The 15,446-nt window shown below is 66.7% G+C and carries 16 protein-coding genes; 9 read left to right on the top strand and 7 right to left on the bottom strand.

Translation table 11 applies throughout. The features are described from left to right. Positions 1-30: 30 nt before the first annotated feature. Positions 31-1,173: an aromatic ring-hydroxylating oxygenase subunit alpha gene (locus AB7P10_RS14585; RefSeq protein ID WP_428294570.1), complete on the bottom strand. Its 1,143-nt coding sequence runs from the start codon at positions 1,171-1,173 to the stop codon at positions 31-33. A 301-nt stretch (positions 1,174-1,474) separates the two neighbouring features. On the opposite strand from AB7P10_RS14585, the gene xseB reads away from it, so the two are divergent. The 7 genes from xseB to dut all read left to right on the top strand — a co-directional run bounded on the left by xseB (position 1,475) and on the right by dut (position 8,905). Next, positions 1,475-1,732 carry an exodeoxyribonuclease VII small subunit gene (gene xseB / locus AB7P10_RS14580; RefSeq protein ID WP_428294569.1) on the top strand — a complete coding sequence of 86 codons (258 nt, stop codon included), beginning with the start codon at positions 1,475-1,477 and terminating at the stop codon, positions 1,730-1,732. A 5-nt stretch (positions 1,733-1,737) separates the two neighbouring features. Next, positions 1,738-2,640: a polyprenyl synthetase family protein gene (locus tag AB7P10_RS14575; protein ID WP_428294620.1), complete on the top strand. Its 903-nt coding sequence runs from the start codon at positions 1,738-1,740 to the stop codon at positions 2,638-2,640. Positions 2,641-2,686: 46 nt separating this feature from the next. Continuing rightward, entirely contained in the window at positions 2,687-4,582 is a 1,896-nt protein-coding gene (dxs, locus tag AB7P10_RS14570) for a 1-deoxy-D-xylulose-5-phosphate synthase (protein ID WP_428294568.1), read from the top strand. Positions 4,583-4,771: 189 nt separating this feature from the next. After that, positions 4,772-5,851 (top strand): TRAP transporter substrate-binding protein, encoded by a 1,080-nt coding sequence (locus tag AB7P10_RS14565; RefSeq protein WP_428294567.1) that lies wholly within the window; start codon positions 4,772-4,774, stop codon positions 5,849-5,851. A gap of 177 nt (positions 5,852-6,028) precedes the next feature. Next, the gene (locus AB7P10_RS14560) at positions 6,029-6,631 is read left to right on the top strand and encodes a TRAP transporter small permease subunit (protein WP_428294566.1); all 603 of its coding nucleotides are present in this window, start codon (positions 6,029-6,031) and stop codon (positions 6,629-6,631) included. Next, on the top strand, positions 6,628-8,424 hold the full coding sequence (locus AB7P10_RS14555; protein WP_428294565.1) for a TRAP transporter large permease: 1,797 nt from the start codon (positions 6,628-6,630) through the stop codon (positions 8,422-8,424). Before AB7P10_RS14560 ends, AB7P10_RS14555 begins: the two co-directional genes overlap by 4 nt. A 31-nt stretch (positions 8,425-8,455) precedes the next feature. Then, entirely contained in the window at positions 8,456-8,905 is a 450-nt protein-coding gene (gene dut / locus AB7P10_RS14550; protein WP_428294564.1) for a dUTP diphosphatase, read from the top strand. A gap of 119 nt (positions 8,906-9,024) precedes the next feature. On the opposite strand, the gene AB7P10_RS14545 is transcribed toward dut, so the two are convergent. Next, positions 9,025-9,576 carry an FKBP-type peptidyl-prolyl cis-trans isomerase gene (locus AB7P10_RS14545; RefSeq protein WP_428294563.1) on the bottom strand — a complete coding sequence of 184 codons (552 nt, stop codon included), beginning with the start codon at positions 9,574-9,576 and terminating at the stop codon, positions 9,025-9,027. 14 nt (positions 9,577-9,590) lie between these two features. On the opposite strand from AB7P10_RS14545, the gene AB7P10_RS14540 reads away from it, so the two are divergent. Together AB7P10_RS14540 and AB7P10_RS14535 are read left to right on the top strand one after the other, a co-directional pair. Then, complete coding sequence (locus tag AB7P10_RS14540; protein ID WP_428294562.1) at positions 9,591-10,754, top strand: JmjC domain-containing protein; 1,164 nt, start codon at positions 9,591-9,593, stop codon at positions 10,752-10,754. 32 nt (positions 10,755-10,786) lie between these two features. Further along, entirely contained in the window at positions 10,787-11,296 is a 510-nt protein-coding gene (locus AB7P10_RS14535) for a hypothetical protein (protein WP_428294561.1), read from the top strand. Positions 11,297-11,312: 16 nt separating this feature from the next. On the opposite strand, the gene bamC is transcribed toward AB7P10_RS14535, so the two are convergent. From bamC to AB7P10_RS14510, 5 genes are all read right to left on the bottom strand, one after another. Further along, complete coding sequence (gene bamC / locus AB7P10_RS14530; RefSeq protein WP_428294560.1) at positions 11,313-12,452, bottom strand: outer membrane protein assembly factor BamC; 1,140 nt, start codon at positions 12,450-12,452, stop codon at positions 11,313-11,315. Positions 12,453-12,507: 55 nt separating this feature from the next. Next, the gene (dapA, locus tag AB7P10_RS14525) at positions 12,508-13,407 is read right to left on the bottom strand and encodes a 4-hydroxy-tetrahydrodipicolinate synthase (protein ID WP_428294559.1); all 900 of its coding nucleotides are present in this window, start codon (positions 13,405-13,407) and stop codon (positions 12,508-12,510) included. Between the two features lie 74 nt (positions 13,408-13,481). Continuing rightward, on the bottom strand, positions 13,482-14,036 hold the full coding sequence (locus AB7P10_RS14520; RefSeq protein ID WP_428294558.1) for a class I SAM-dependent methyltransferase: 555 nt from the start codon (positions 14,034-14,036) through the stop codon (positions 13,482-13,484). Further along, positions 14,036-14,164 (bottom strand): hypothetical protein, encoded by a 129-nt coding sequence (locus AB7P10_RS14515; protein WP_428294557.1) that lies wholly within the window; start codon positions 14,162-14,164, stop codon positions 14,036-14,038. Before AB7P10_RS14515 ends, AB7P10_RS14520 begins: the two co-directional genes overlap by 1 nt. After that, complete coding sequence (locus AB7P10_RS14510) at positions 14,161-15,402, bottom strand: MFS transporter (RefSeq protein ID WP_428294556.1); 1,242 nt, start codon at positions 15,400-15,402, stop codon at positions 14,161-14,163. Before AB7P10_RS14510 ends, AB7P10_RS14515 begins: the two co-directional genes overlap by 4 nt. Positions 15,403-15,446 lie beyond the last annotated feature (44 nt).

Here is a 15,446-nt window from a genome sequence, read left to right as displayed (position 1 = left end):
AGCGGGCAGTCTGGCCGGAGCCGAGGCCCATCAGACGGCGCCTGCCATATGGCGGCGGTACCACTCGTGGAAGTGCTGCATGCCGTCCTCCATCGGGCTCTGGTACGGCCCGACCTCGTTGTCGCCGCGCGCGAGCAGGGCCTTGCGCCCCGCATCCATGCGTTCGGCGATCTCGTCGTCCTCGATGCAGGTTTCCATGTAGGCCGCGCGCTGGGTCTCGACAAACTCGCGCTCGAAGGCCGCGATTTCCTCGGGGTAATAGAACTCGACCATGTTGAGCGTCTTGTCCACGCTCACCGGGTGCAGGGTGGAGACCGTCAGCACGTGCGGGTACCACTCGACCATGATGTGCGGATAGTAGGTCAGCCAGATCGCGCCGTGCGCGGGCATCTGTCCCTGGCGGTACCGCATCAGCTGCTCGTGCCAGCGCTGGTAGACCGGGCTGCCGGCCTTGCCCATCAAATTGGCCGGGCCCACCGTCTGCACGGAGTACTCGGGCTTGAATTCCCAGCGCAGGTCCTCGCAGGTGACGAAGCCGCCCAGACCGGGGTGGAACGGGGCGACGTGGTAGTCCTCCAGGTAGACCTCGATGAAGGTCTTCCAGTTGTAGTTGCACTCGTGCAGTTCCACATGGTCCAGCACCATGCCCTCGAAATCGAGCGCGGCGCGTGGCCCCATGTTCGCCAGGTCGGCCTGCACGTCGCGGCCGTTGTCCTCGAACAGCAGGCCGTTCCACTCGCGCAGCGGGTAGTTGTTGAGGTTCAGGCAGGGGTCCTGCTCGAAGTGTGGGGCCCCCAGCAACTGGCCCGCCCGCTCGCCATGCGCGCCGCTGTAGGTCCAGCGGTGCAGCGGGCAGACAATGTTGCCGCCAGCGCTGCCGCTGCGCGTTTCGCCCAGGTTGCCCCGCCCGGTGAGCATCACGGCCTGGCGGTGGCGGCAGACATTGGAGATCAGCTCGACGCCCTTGCCGGTGCGCACAAGCGCGCGACCACCCGCTTCCTGGGGCAGGGCGTGGTAGTCCCCCACGTTGGGGACCGCGAGTTGGTGCCCCACATAACGGGGCCCGCGCTGGAAGAGTGTTTCCTTTTCGCGCTGGAACAGCGCCTCGCTGAAGTAGCTGGAAACCGGTAGTTGGCTTGCGGCCTGCTGCAGTTGAAGACTTAAATCAGACATGGTGGTCCTGACCTAGAGACTCCCCCTATGAAGGGGCAGGGTAAGCGCTGTGCTCGTCAGACGAATTCGCGCGGGATGGGTGGGGTGGTGCGTCCCTCCGGACAGGAGCTGTCCGTAGTGAAGAGAAGTGAAGAAAAAAAGAACGCGGATTGTACCCCGGGGGGCAATGCCCTTGCCGGGCATAAAATGCCCGTTTTACATGGCTGTCTGCGGGGCGCGGGGATCGGTTGAGACGAGGACCGGCGCCATCCGCGGCAAAGCCCTTTTGGTGGCCCGCGAAGGGCCTGAGCACACCGGATCCATGCCCACACCTTCCCCATCCCGCGCGCCGCGCGCGGCCGCCACTTCTCCCGCCGCTGTCAGCTACGAGGCGGCGCTGGAAGAGCTGGAGCAGCTGGTGGCCCAGCTCGACGCCGGCCAGTTGCCGTTGGACCAGTTGCTGACCCGCTACCAGCGGGGTGCCGAGTTGCTTGCCTTCTGTCGCACCCGGCTGGAAGAGGTCGAAAACCAGATCAAGGTGCTCGAAGGCGGCGTGCTCAAACCCTGGGACGCTGCTTGAACGCCGTGCTGTCCGATACCGATGTGTTCGCGGCCTGGCGCAGCGCGCAGCAGGCCGCGGTGGAGCGCGCGCTTGAGCACTGGGTGCCCCCGGATGCGCCTGCCGGGTTGGGGGAAGCCATGCGCTACGCCGTGCTCGACGGTGGCAAGCGTCTGCGCCCCCTGCTGGTGCTGGCCGCCTGCGAGGCCGTGGGTGGACACCACGAGGCCGCGCTGCGCGCAGCTTGCGCCGTGGAGCTGATTCACGCCTACTCGCTGGTGCACGACGACATGCCCTGCATGGACAACGATGTGCTGCGCCGGGGAAAACCCACGGTGCATGTGCGCTTTGGCCAGGCCCAGGCGCTGCTGGCGGGTGACGCGCTGCAAGCGCTGGCGTTCGAATTGCTGGTGCCGGGTGATGGCAGTGTGAGCGACGCGATGAGCGCGCGACTGTGCCGCCTGCTGGCGCTCTCGGCGGGTGCCGACGGCATGGCCGGCGGACAGGCTGTCGACCTGGCCAGTGTCGGCGTGGCCCTGGACCTCGCTTCGCTCGAAGCCATGCACCGCCGCAAGACCGGCGCCCTGCTGCAGGCCAGCGTGGTGATGGGGGCGGCCACCGGCACGCCATCGCATGACGTGCAGGCCTTGCTCGCGCGCTACGGGGCCAGCCTGGGCCTGGCGTTCCAGGTGGTGGACGACATCCTGGACGTGACCGCGGATTCGGCCACGCTGGGCAAGACCGCCGGCAAGGATGCCGCCGCCGACAAACCGACTTTCGTCTCCCTGATGGGGCTGGCCGGAGCGCAGGCTTATGCCGACCGCGTGCTGGACCAGGCCCACGACGCCCTGCGCCGCAGCGGCCTCGACCACCGCCATGCCCACACCCTGCACGCCCTGGCCGACTGGGTAGGGCGGCGCGTTTCCTGACGGGCCGCGCAAGCCCGATACTCCCATGACCCAAGCGTCTGTGCCCATGAGCTCCCTGCTGTCGACCATCGACTCGCCCGCCGACCTGCGCCGCCTCACGCGCGCGCAGCTCCCGCCGCTGGCCGCCGAACTGCGCGCCTTCCTGCTGGAGAGCGTGGCGCGCACCGGCGGGCACCTCAGCTCCAACCTGGGCACCGTGGAGCTCACGGTGGCGCTGCACTACGTGTTCAACACGCCCGAGGACCGCCTGGTCTGGGATGTGGGTCACCAGACCTATCCGCACAAGATCCTGACCGGCCGGCGCGAGCGCATGAACACGCTGCGCCAGCTGGGCGGCATCAGCGGCTTTCCTCGCCGCAGCGAGAGCGAATACGACACCTTCGGCACAGCGCACTCGTCCACCAGCATCTCGGCTGCGCTGGGCATGGCGCTGGCGTCGAAAATCCAGGGCGACCCGCGCAAGGCCGTGGCCATCATCGGCGACGGCGCGATGACCGCCGGGATGGCCTTCGAGGCCCTGAACAACGCGGGTGTGGCCGATGGCCGCCTGCTGGTGGTGCTCAACGACAACGACATGTCGATCTCGCCGCCCGTGGGCGCGCTCAACCGCTACCTGGCCCAGCTCATGAGCGGACAGTTCTACGCCGCCGCCAAGAACGTGGGCAAGCAGGTGCTCAAGGGCGCGCCGCCCCTGTTCGAACTGGCCAAGCGCTTCGAGGAGCATGCCAAGGGCATGGTGGTGCCGGCGACGCTGTTCGAGAAGTTCGGCTTCAACTACATCGGCCCGATCGATGGCCACGACCTCGACTCGCTGATTCCCACGCTGGAGAACATCCGCCACCTGCTCGACACCGACAGCGGCCCGCAATTCCTGCACGTGGTGACGAAGAAGGGACAGGGCTACAAGCTGGCCGAGGCCGATCCGGTGGCGTACCACGGCCCGGGCGTGTTCGATCCGTCGGTGGGCCTCACCAAGCCCGCCAAGCCGCCCAAGACCACCTTCACCCAGGTGTTCGGCCAGTGGCTGTGCGACATGGCCGAGGCCGACCATCGCCTCATCGGCATCACGCCGGCCATGCGAGAGGGCTCGGGCATGGTCGAGTTCGAGCGCCGTTTCCCCGCGCGCTATTTCGATGTCGGCATCGCAGAGCAGCACGCCGTGACCTTCGCCGCCGGCCTCGCCTGCGAAGGCCTCAAGCCGGTGGTGGCGATCTACTCGACCTTTCTGCAACGCGCCTACGACCAGCTCATCCACGACGTGGCGCTGCAGAACCTGCCCGTGGTGTTCGCGCTGGATCGCGCAGGCCTGGTGGGCGCCGATGGCGCCACCCACGCCGGCGCTTACGACATCGCCTATCTGCGCTGCATTCCCAACATGGCCGTGGCCTGCCCGGCCGACGAGGCGGAGTGCCGGCAATTGCTCAGCACCGCGTTCGCGCAAAACCACCCGGTGGCGGTACGCTACCCGCGCGGCGCGGGCGCAGGCATTGCGCAGCCTGCCGGCCTGGAAGGCTTGCCCTACGGTCGTGGTGAACTCCGGCGCAAAGGTCGCGGTGTCGCCATCCTGGCCTTCGGCACGCTGCTGCAACCCGCGCTGGCCGCGGCCGAGACGCTGGGCGCGAGCGTGGCTAACATGCGCTGGGTCAAGCCGCTGGACCTCGATCTGCTGCGCGAACTCGCGCGCACCCACGAGGCGCTGGTGACGGTGGAGGAGGGCTGCATCCAGGGCGGGGCGGGCGCGGCGGTGCTCGAAGCCTTGCAGGCCGAGGGGCTGATGCTGCCGGTGCTGCAGCTGGGCCTGCCGGACACCTTCATCGAGCATGGCGACCCGGCCCGACTGCTCGCCATGGAAGGCCTGGACGCAACCGGCATCGAGAGTTCGGTGCGCAAGCGCTTTGGTCCGCTGCTGAACGCCTCGCCGGGCCTCAAGCGCGTGGGTTGAGCGGCAGCGCCGCACGATGGCCGCGAAGCTTGCAAGACGCTGAACGCCTGCCCCGCGCAGGCCGTTCTTCGAGGGAAAACCCCCGAATCCCTGCGGGAGGGGCTTCCTACAATGCCCCTTGACTGACAAGTCTCCTGCCTGCCTTGCTGGGCCGGGTGTATTCACATACCAACCACGGAGTCAATCAACATGGATCGTCGTTCCCTCATCAAGCATGCCGGCATTGCGGGCGTGCTCGCCGCTGGCGCTGCGCCTGCCGTGCATGCCCAGGCCGCCATCCGCTGGCGTCTGGCCTCGAGCTTCCCCAAGGCGCTCGACACCATCTACGGCGCTGCCGACGTGTTCGCGAAGAAAGTGGGCGAAATGTCCGGCGGCAAGTTCACGATCTCCGTGCACCCCGGTGGCGAGCTCATGCCCGCGTTCGGCGTGGTCGACGGCGTGCAGGAAGGCACCGTGGAGTGCGCGCACACCGCGCCCTATTACTTCTTCGGCAAGGACGATACCTTTGCCCTGGACTGCGCGATTCCCTTCGGCCTCAACAGCCGCCAGATGACGGCCTGGATGTACGAAGGCAATGGCATGAAGCTGTTCCGCGAGTTCTACGAGGGCTACAACATCGTGAACTTCCCGATGGGCAACACGGGCGCCCAGATGGGTGGCTGGTACCGCAAGGAAATCAAGTCGCTCAAGGACATCCAGGGCCTGAAGATGCGCATCGGCGGCTTCGCCGGCCGGGTGCTCACCACCATGGGTGGTGTGCCGCAGAACATCCCGGGTGGCGAGATCTACCAGGCGCTTGAGAAGGGCACCATCGACGCCACCGAGTGGTTCGGTCCGTACGATGACCAGAAGCTCGGCTTCAACAAGGTCGCGCCGTACTACTACTACCCCGGCTGGTGGGAAGGTGGCCCGCAGCTTTCGCTGTACGTCAACAACAAGGCCTATGCCGGTCTGTCGCCCGAGAACAAGGCCATCGTGGAATGTGCCGCCGCGATCGCACACACCACCATGCAGGCCAAGTACGACGCACTCAACCCGGGCGCGCTCAAACAACTGGTGGCCTCGGGCACCAAGGTGCTGGCCTTCCCCAAGTCCGTGATGGACGCGGCGTTCAAGAACTCCATGGCCCTCTACTCGGATATCAGTGCCAAGAACCCGAAGTGGAAGAAGATCTATTCGGATTACTCGAACTTCCGCAAGGACCAGAACCTCTGGTTCCGCTTCACCGAAGCGCAATTCGACAACTACATGCAAAGGGCCAAGCTCTAAGCGGTCCCGGCGTTCGACAAGAAGCCCCGCCCTTGCGGGGCTTTTTGCTCGGACCGCGCGGACGGGTTGTCGCCGCCGGTCCATGGCATCCGCCGTCAGCCGCGGTTCAGTCTCGGGCGGGCTTGCCCGCTAGACTTTGCGGCTGGCCGCACAGGCCTTTCTCAGATGGGAATTCCCATGTCGCTCCTGCTCAAGATATCCCGACTCATCGACGCCCTGGCCGAACTCATCGGCAAGCTGGCCATGTGGTTCATCCTGGCCGCCACCCTCATCAGCGCGGGCAATGCCATCGTGCGCAAGATCTTCAGCGTCAGCTCCAACAGCCTGCTGGAAGTCCAGTGGTACCTGTTCGCCGCCGTGTTCATGCTCGGTGGCGGTTATGCCTTCCTGCGCAACGCCCATGTGCGCATCGACTTCGTCTCGGGCCGGTTCAGCGCGCGCACGCGCAACTGGATCGATGTGGCCGGCATCGTGATCTTCCTGTTTCCACTCTGCTACATGATGATGACCCTTGGCTGGCCCCTGTTCGAGCGCGCCTGGGAAACCGGTGAAATGTCGTCCAACGCGGGCGGCCTGATCCGATGGCCGGTGTACGGCCTCATTCCCCTGGGCTTCGCGCTGCTCATGCTCCAGGGCGCATCGGAGCTGATCAAGCGCTTTGCGTTCCTGACAGGCAACGGCCCGGACGCCCTGAGCCACACCGGCCCTGACGAGGTCCAGCAACTGGCCGCAGACATCGCCGCACAGGACAAGAACCGCAAGGCAGGGGCCGCGTCATGATGGAACTGCTCGCACAGAACTTCGTGCCCGTGATGTTCACGGGCCTGCTCATCTTTCTGCTGGCCGGTTTTCCGGTCGCCTTATCGCTGGCCGCCACCGGGCTGTTCTTCGGCCTGATCGACATGGAGCTGGAGCTTTTCCCGCCCAACCTGTTCCAGGCTCTGCCGCTGCGTGTGTTCGGCATCATGCAGAACGACACATTGCTGGCGATTCCGTTCTTCACGCTCATGGGCATCATTCTTGAGCGCAGCCGCATGGCCGAAGACCTGCTCGAAACAGTGGGTCAGGTGTTTGGTCCACTGCGCGGTGGCGTGGGCGTGGCCGTGGTCCTGGTGGGTGCGCTGCTGGCGGCCACCACCGGCGTGGTCGCTGCCTCGGTGATTTCCATGGGCCTGATCGCCATGCCCATCATGCTGCGCTACGGTTACAACCGCACCATCGCCACGGGCACCATCACCGCCTCCGGCACGCTTGCGCAGGCCTTGCCGCCTTCGCTGGTGCTGATTGTGCTGGGTGATCAGCTGGGGCGTTCGGTGGGCGACATGTACGCCGGCGCCCTGGTCCCCGGGTTGATGCTGGTCGGGCTCTACCTGCTCTTCATTGTGGTCGTTGCCATCGTCAAGCCCAAGTGGGTGCCGGCCCTGCCGCCCGAGGCCCGCATCTATTCAGAGCCCAATGGCGCCAGTGGTCACGTGTCGCTGGTCAGCTTGCTTGTGTTGTGCGGTGCTGCCGGCTATGCCTGGTCCCAAGTGCATGAATCGATCATGAACCCCTTCCTCGGGCGTGAGATGTCCGCGCCGGGCGACGAGGTCTTCATCATGTCGCTCACCGTCTCGGCCTTCCTGGCGTTGGGTCTGGCGCTGTTCAACCGCGCGTTCCGCCTGGGCCTGCTCTCGCGCCTGTGCGAACGCGTCACCTTCGTGCTGATCCCGCCGCTGGTGCTGATCTTCCTGGTGCTCGGCACGATCTTCCTGGGCGTGGCCACCCCCACCGAGGGCGGTGCCATGGGGGCCCTGGGCGCACTGATCATGGCAGGTGCGCGGCGCACGCTGTCGTTCTCGCTGCTCAAGCAGGCGTTGGAGAACACCACCAAGCTGGCCATCTTCGTGATGTTCATCCTGATCGGATCGACGGTGTTCAGCTTCACCTTCAACGCGGCCGACGGCCACGTCTGGGTCGAGCACCTGTTCGACAAGCTGCCGGGCGGCCAGCTCGGCTTCCTGCTGGTGGTGAACTTCCTGGTCTTCGTGCTGGGCATGTTCATCGACTTCTTCGAGATCGCATTCATCGTCATCCCGCTGCTGGCGCCCGTGGCCGAGAAGCTGGACATCGACCTGATCTGGTTCGGCATCATCCTGGCGATGAACCTGCAGACCTCGTTCCTCACGCCGCCCTTTGGTTTCGCGCTGTTCTACCTGCGCAGCGTGGCGGCGCGCGAGGACTACGACGATGTCGTGACAGGCAAGCGCATTCCGGCCGTCACCACGGCGCAGATCTACAAGGGTTCGATCGCCTTCATCATCCTGCAGATCATCATGGTGGCTGTGATCGTGTTCAACCCGACCATCGTCACCGGCAATCTGAAGGCGGCGGTGAAGGTGGACGACGCGGCCGTGACCGACATGCTGCGCAACATGCCCAGCCTGGAGGAAGCGGCCGAGGAAGCCGCGGAAGAAGCCGCGCAAGAGGAGGGCGAGGAGGGCGAAGAGGGTGCAATGCCCGAACCGCCCAGCCTGGAGCAGAACGCCGACGACCCGTTGAAGGCGCTTCAGAACAGCCTCAAGAAGAACTGATGAACGCACAGCCGAACGGAGTGAATGGCGCATGCACATTGACGTGAAGGTGCTGGACCCGCGCATCGCGGACCAGCTGCCCGCCTACGCCACCCCCGGCAGCGCCGGGCTCGACCTGCGCGCGTGTCTGGACGAACCCCTGACGCTCGCGCCCAACGCGTGGCAGCTGGTGCCCACGGGCATGGCCATCCACCTGGCCGACCCCGGTTACGCGGCCATGATCCTGCCGCGCTCGGGGTTGGGTCACAAGCACGGCATCGTGCTGGGCAACCTGGTCGGCCTGATTGACAGCGATTACCAGGGACAGCTCATGGTGAGTGCGTGGAATCGCAGCGACGTGGCGTTCACCATTCAGCCGCTGGAGCGCATCGCGCAGATGGTGATCGTGCCTGTGGTGCAGGCCCGCTTCAATGTGGTGAATGACTTCGCCGGCGCCAGCGAGCGCGGCGCGGGTGGTTACGGTTCAACAGGCCGGGGCTGAGAAATCCGCAACAAACGGGGCGGTATCCGTCCAGAGGTGCCGCGGAACCGGCTCTGCCGGGCCGCAGGCACCGCCCCCTGGAGGGGGTCGCGCGCAGCGCGGCGGGGGTGTTTCCGAATTCAGTGCAGTGTGTGAGGGCCGGGCGGCGTGATGCCCGGGCCCTGCAGTTCGTCCGGTGCGTCCACCTGCATGCGGAAGAAACCGGTCCCCAGGCTGCCTTTGCCCACCTCACTCTCTTGCGCCTCACGCACCGCGTGCACTTTCAGACTGATGCGCAACGCGATGCCGGCCAGCGGGTGGTTGCCGTCGAGCACCACGTGTTCGGGGTATATGTCGCTGACGAAATACAGACGGTCTTTCGGCGCGGCCGGGTTGCAACCCGGGGGCAGACCTTCGAAACCCATGCCTTCCTCGATGTCGTCGGGGAACAGGTGGCGCGGTTCCAGGAACAACAGGCGATCGTCGTAGTCGCCAAATCCGTCGGTGGGCTCCAGATGCAGTTCGATCGTGTCACCCGCCGAGTGGTGCAGCAGGGCTTCCTCGATCCTGGCCAGCAGGTCGGTGCCACCCATGAGGAACTCCACCGGCTCGTCGAGCACGTCGAGTTCTTCGCCCAACGTGTCCTTGAGGGTCCAGGTCAGCGCCACCACGCATTGTTGGTTGATTTTCATCCGACAATTGTCCCATGCTCCCTGTCCGCAAATCCAGCCCGCCGATCCCCGCAGTGCCTGCGCCCGATGCATCGCTTGCCCTGCTCGGCGGCCTCAGCCCCGCGCAGTTCATGCGCCGTCACTGGCAGAAAAAGCCACTGCTCATCCGGGGCGCGTTCCCGGGTTTCACGCCGCTGCTGGGTCGCCGGCAGCTTTTCGACATGGCCACCGACGAGGCCGTCGAGTCCCGCCTGATCGTGCGCAAGCCACAAGGCTGGACGCTGCAACATGGTCCACTGGCGCGCCACCGCCTGCCGCCGCTGAAGCAACCGGGCTGGACGCTGCTGGTGCAAGGCGTGGACCAGCACCTGAACGCCGTGCACGAATTGCTGCGGAAGTTCCGCTTCATCCCCGATGCGCGGCTCGACGATCTGATGATTTCGTGGGCCAGCGATGGCGGCGGTGTCGGGCCGCACTTCGACAGTTACGACGTGTTTCTGCTGCAGGCCACAGGGCAGCGGCGCTGGCGCATCGGGCGACAGAAGGACTTGTCGCTGCAGCCCGACGTTCCCCTGAAGATCCTGAGCCATTTCGAGCCGGAGGAGGAGTTCGTGCTCGACCCAGGCGACATGCTGTACCTGCCGCCGCGCTGGGCGCACGACGGCGACGCGGTGGGTGGCGATTGCAGCACCTATTCCATCGGATTTCGCGCCCCGCAGCGCGGCGGTCTGGCGGGCGAGTTGCTGCAACGCATGGCCGACGCGCTGGAGGACACCACGCTCTACCGCGACCCGCATCAGCCGGCCACCGCGACGCCCGCGGCCATGCCGGCCGCGCTCGAGGCCTTCGCGGTGGATGCGCTGCACCGCCTGCTGGACGATCGGGCCTCGCTGGCTTGCGCGCTGGGCGAGGTCATGACCGAGCCCAAGCCCCACGTGTGGTTCGACGAGGCAACCGGGGAGTGGGAGCCCGGTGCCGTGCGCCTGGACCGGCGCACGCGCATGATGTACGACGACCGCCATGTGTTCATCAATGGCGAGAGTTTTCGCGCCGGTGGTGCCGACGCCCGCCTGATGCGCGCGTTGGCCGATCGGCGCGGCCTGGACGATCACCAGGTGACGCGCGCCAGCGCGGACGCGCGGGCTCTGCTGCGGGACTGGTTCGAAGCCGGTTGGCTGCATCGGATGGAACCTGCCTGAGATATCGCTGTCACAGAGGACTGGAGCCTTGCATGACCGACACCGAACCCCAGCCCGAGATGCTTCTGCCCGAAGGCCGTCTCTCCGGCCGTCAGGCTTTCGTGGATCTGGTGCGCCTGGCCTTTGACACGGCGGCGCGGGAAGGGTGGTCGCGCATCGTGCTGTGCGATGCCGACTTCGCGGACTGGCCCTTGGGCGAGCGCGATGTCGTGGCTTCGCTCAATGCGTGGTCGACGCGCGGACGCTCGCTCCAGATGCTGGCGCGCGAGTACGGGGTGCTGCGGCAGATGCACCCGCGCTTCGTGCAGTGGCGCGTGACCTGGTCGCACCTGGTGGAGGCCCATGCCTGTGCGAGCGCGCCAGGGGATGAACTGCCGAGCCTGCTGTGGTCGCCGTCCTGGACGCTGCAACGCCTCGATCCGGTGCGATGCACCATGGTCGCCAGCCGCAGCGCCGAGCGACGCGTGGCCTTGCAGGAGATGCTGCAGCAGTGGTCGCTGAAAGGCACGCCCGCGTTTCCGGCCTCGACGCTGGGTCTGTGAACGGGCGCAGCGGTCCTTACTTCAGGTCTTCCGCCAGCAGCCTGGCAATGCGCTGCGCCGCGGCCGAGCCATCGGGCCGGCCCTGTGCATCGAGCACCGCCACCGTGGTCTTGTTGTCGTCGCTGCGCACCGAAACGCGGTAGCGCTCCGTGCTGGCCTCTTCCTTGGAGGCGCCGAACAGTTTGGAGAAAAATCCGGGCTCCTTGGCGTTGACCACAGGCTCGACATACCGCACGAAGTACAGGCCCTTGCTGCGGTCGCGGTCCTCGACGGTGAAGCCGGTGCGGTCCAGTGACAGGCCCACGCGGCGCCAGGCGCGGTCGAAGTTGTCGTCGAACTGCACGACCGGCGCGTTGTTCACCATGGCCACCTTGGCTGCGGCCTGCACCGGAGCGCTCGCGGCCACCGCCTGCGATTGCGCCTCGCTCACTCCGAGCTTGACCATCAGGCGGCGCAGGAATTCTGTCTCCAGCTCCACGTCGGCCGGTCGCGGCTGCCACACCGTCTGGTCCTTTTCCTTGTTGGAATAGACCTCCACCATGCCGCGGTGGCTGATGTAGATCTCGGTGCCGCCGTCGGCCCTGCGCTCCAGGCGCGTGCGGAAGCGGTCCCGCTCGCCGGTGGAATAGAGGTTCTCGAACACTTTGCCGATGGTCGAGCGGATGAAGTCCTGCGGCAGTTTGGCGCGGTTCTCGGCCCAGTCGGTCTCCATGATGCCCAGCGTCTCCTGGTCGATGTCCAGCAGGAAGCCGTTCTCCTGCCAGAAGTCGCGCAGCGGAGCCCAGAGCTTGTCGGCCGGGCGGTTGACCACCAGCCAGCGCTGGGTGCCCGCGCGCTCGATGCGCACGTCGCCCACACTGGTCATGGCGGTGCTGGCGGCCGTGGCTTGCGAGGGCTGGGCCGTTGCGTAGCCGCTGGCGGTGACCACCGAGCCGGGCACGTTGTAACGCGAGTCGCGGCTGAGTTGCGTCAGATCGGGAGGCACGTCGAGTGTGCTGCCGCGCTGGGCGCTCTTGTAGTCGATCTTGTCCTCCTGCAGCATCGAGCAACCAGTGGCCAGCAGGGCCGCGGCGGCGGCCAGGCCGAGCCGGGCCAGTGCGTTTCGCTTCGACGGGGTCTCGGTGCGCAGGATCGGGTTCGGGTTACGGATGGGCATGTTGGGGGCTCGTCAGGAAGAGGGGTCGGTCGCGAAGAGGTGCGGGTGCGCCGCGTCAGGAAATCAGGCCGCTGTCGCGCAGCGCGCCTTCCACCGTGGGCACCAGGGTCCGGGACATCGGTGTCATGGGCAGGCGCATGGCTTCCTTGCACAGGCCCATGCGGGCCATGGCCCACTTGAGCGGGATCGGATTGGCCTCGGCGAACAGGTGCTTGTGCACCGGCATGAGCTGGAACTGGATGGCCATGGCGCGCTTCACATCACCCGCGAGCGCGGCCACGCACAGCTCGTGCATCTGTCGCGGCGCGATGTTGGCGGTCACGCTCACATTGCCCTGGCCACCGCACAGCATGAGCGCCACGGCGGTCGGGTCGTCGCCCGAATAGACCGCGAAACCCTTGGGCACGTCGCGGATCAGCCACTGCGCACGCTCAATGTTGCCGGTGGCTTCCTTGATGCCGACGATGCCGGGCACCTGCGCCAGGCGCAGCACGGTGTCGTGCTGCAGGTCGGCCACGCTGCGTCCGGGCACGTTGTAGAGCACGGTGGGCAGGTCGCCCACGGCCTCGGCAATGGCCTTGAAGTGCTGATACTGGCCTTCCTGCGTGGGCTTGTTGTAGTACGGCACGACCTGGAGCTGGCAGTCCGCGCCCACGCTCTGCGCGAAGCGCGCCAGCTCGATCGCCTCTGCGGTGGAGTTCGCGCCGCAGCCAGCCATGATGGGCACGCGCTTGTCGCCATGCGTCCTGGCCTGTTCGACCGAGACCCGGATGATTTCGCAGTGCTCCTCCACCGAAACGGTGGGCGACTCGCCTGTGGTGCCGACGACTCCGATGCAGTCGGTGCCTTCGGTGATGTGCCAGTCGATCAGCTTGCGCAGCGCGGGGTAGTCGACGCTGCCGTCTTCATGCATGGGCGTGACCAGGGCCACGATGCTGCCGGTGATGGGTGTCATAGGTGCAGACTTGATGGGGGGGCGTCCTCTGGCTCCATTCCGTCGGGATGGGCAGCGCGCGCGAACCTTGCATTCTACCCAGCGGCATCCAGTGGATACCTAGGGGGCGACACGGGTGTTCCCGGTCGTTTTCGCACGGCCGCCAGGCGCTGGACGAAGCGTTCGGGCCGGTCGCAGAAGCCGTCTTCGTAAGCCACCACGTGCAGACCCGAGGCGGCCTGCAGAAGTTCGCCGTGCCGCAGCAGAAAGTCCGGCCGCGAGGGCTTGCCGACGCTCTGGTTGCCGTCGGCAAAGGTTTCGTAGACCAGCACGCCGCCTTCCGCCACGCAGGCCACGAGGGTGGGCAGCAGCGCGCGCCAGAGGTAGTTCGTGACGATCACGGCGTCGAATCGTTCGCCTCCGAAGGGCCAGGGCCCGTTCTCGATGTCGGCCAGCACGGCACGCCCCACGGGCTGCACGGCAACGATGGCCTCGGGCGAGCGGTCGACACCGGTGACGGTGTGGCCGCGCTGCGCGAACCAGCGCATGTGGCGGCCGTGTCCGCAGGCCACGTCCAGCACCGAGCCGCCTGCGGGCACCAGGTGCGACCAGCGCAGCACCCAGTCCGACGGCGCCTCGGTGCCGTGCATCAGAAACAGCTCCAGATCTGATCGGCCAGGTTCACCAGAAATTCGGGGCGCTGGTACAGCGCCAGCGTGGCCAGCAGGCCCGCGGCCACGGCGGCCCAGACCAGGGTGCGCGTGGCCAGGGCCTTCACGCAGTGGCCCCCAGGCGCTGCGGCACGCGAACGATCGGGGTTTCGCGCACCGGCAGGTTGATCAGGCCGGCAAACACGCCCAGTGCGATCGCGAGGTACCAGACGATGTCGTAGCTGCCGGTCTGGTCGTACAGCACGCCGCCGAGCCACACGCCCATGAAGCTGCCGATCTGGTGGCTGAAGAAGATGAAGCCCCCCAGCATCGACATGTGGGCCACGCCAAAAATCTGCGCCACCACCGCGTTGGTCGGGGGCACGGTGGACAGCCACAGCAGGCCCATGACGGCGGAGAACACGTACACGCTCATGGGCGTCAGGGGCGCGGCCAGGAACACAGCAATCACGGCGGCGCGGGCGAAGTAGATGAAAGCGAGGATGTGGCGCTTGGCCAGGCGCTGGCCCAGCGCGCCGGCCGCGTAGGTGCCGATCACGTTGAACAGGCCGATCAGTGCGAGCGCGTAGCTCGCCACCTGGGGCGACAGGCCGTTGTCCTTCAGGTAGCTGGGCATGTGCACGCCGATGAACACGACCTGGAAGCCGCAGACGAAATAACCCGCCATGAGCAACTGGAAGCTGCGGTAGCGGAAGGCCTCGCGCAGTGCCTGCGCGATGGTTTGCTCGCGCACCGGCGCCTGGCCGCCGCCAAAGCCCGGTTCGCGCAGGCCCAGGGCCAGCGGCATGATCAGCAGCACCGCGGCACCCAGGAACAGCAGCGCTTCCTGCCAGCCGAAGCTGCTGATGAGCCAGCCTTCGACCGGGACCATGAGGAACTGGCCGAAGGAGCCGGCGGCCGCGGCCACACCCATGGCCCAGGAACGCTGCTCGGCCGGGATCTGGCGACCGATCACGCCGTAGACCACCGCGTAGGTGGTGCCGGCCTGGGCCGCACCGATCAGCACACCGGCCGTGAGTGCAAAGCCGATCGAGGTGGTGCTCAGCGCCATGCCCGCCAGGCCCAGCGCATAGGCAATGGCACCACCCACCAGCACGCGGAAGGCGCCGAAGCGGTCTGCCGCCATGCCGGCGAAGATGCCGAACACGCCCCAGGAGAGATTCTGGATGGCCAGCGCAAACGAGAAGGTCTCGCGCGTCCACCCCTGGGCCTGGGTGATCGGCTGCAGCCACAGGCCGAAGCCGTGGCGGATGCCCATGGACAGCGTGACGATGAGGGCGCCGCAGGCGAGCACCTGCATGGCAGACAGGCGGGGCGGATTGGGAAGGGAGGGGGCGGTCGGCATGGCGGAACTGTAGCGAAGATGCATGGGCTTTGCCTGTCGCGGGC

The organism is Hydrogenophaga sp., assembly GCF_050182545.1.
GTDB lineage: Bacteria > Pseudomonadota > Gammaproteobacteria > Burkholderiales > Burkholderiaceae_C > Hydrogenophaga.
This window is presented reverse-complemented; position numbering and strand designations above follow the sequence as displayed.

Coding starts and splice junctions, on each gene's coding strand:
- AB7P10_RS14585 (WP_428294570.1), bottom strand. CDS start 1,173: ATGTCTGATTTAAGTCTTCAACTGCAGCAGGCCGCAAGCCAACTACCG.
- xseB (WP_428294569.1), top strand. CDS start 1,475: ATGCCCACACCTTCCCCATCCCGCGCGCCGCGCGCGGCCGCCACTTCT.
- dxs (WP_428294568.1), top strand. CDS start 2,687: ATGAGCTCCCTGCTGTCGACCATCGACTCGCCCGCCGACCTGCGCCGC.
- AB7P10_RS14565 (WP_428294567.1), top strand. CDS start 4,772: ATGGATCGTCGTTCCCTCATCAAGCATGCCGGCATTGCGGGCGTGCTC.
- AB7P10_RS14560 (WP_428294566.1), top strand. CDS start 6,029: ATGTCGCTCCTGCTCAAGATATCCCGACTCATCGACGCCCTGGCCGAA.
- AB7P10_RS14555 (WP_428294565.1), top strand. CDS start 6,628: ATGATGGAACTGCTCGCACAGAACTTCGTGCCCGTGATGTTCACGGGC.
- dut (WP_428294564.1), top strand. CDS start 8,456: ATGCACATTGACGTGAAGGTGCTGGACCCGCGCATCGCGGACCAGCTG.
- AB7P10_RS14545 (WP_428294563.1), bottom strand. CDS start 9,576: ATGAAAATCAACCAACAATGCGTGGTGGCGCTGACCTGGACCCTCAAG.
- AB7P10_RS14540 (WP_428294562.1), top strand. CDS start 9,591: ATGCTCCCTGTCCGCAAATCCAGCCCGCCGATCCCCGCAGTGCCTGCG.
- AB7P10_RS14535 (WP_428294561.1), top strand. CDS start 10,787: ATGACCGACACCGAACCCCAGCCCGAGATGCTTCTGCCCGAAGGCCGT.
- bamC (WP_428294560.1), bottom strand. CDS start 12,452: ATGCCCATCCGTAACCCGAACCCGATCCTGCGCACCGAGACCCCGTCG.
- dapA (WP_428294559.1), bottom strand. CDS start 13,407: ATGACACCCATCACCGGCAGCATCGTGGCCCTGGTCACGCCCATGCAT.
- AB7P10_RS14520 (WP_428294558.1), bottom strand. CDS start 14,036: ATGCACGGCACCGAGGCGCCGTCGGACTGGGTGCTGCGCTGGTCGCAC.
- AB7P10_RS14510 (WP_428294556.1), bottom strand. CDS start 15,402: ATGCCGACCGCCCCCTCCCTTCCCAATCCGCCCCGCCTGTCTGCCATG.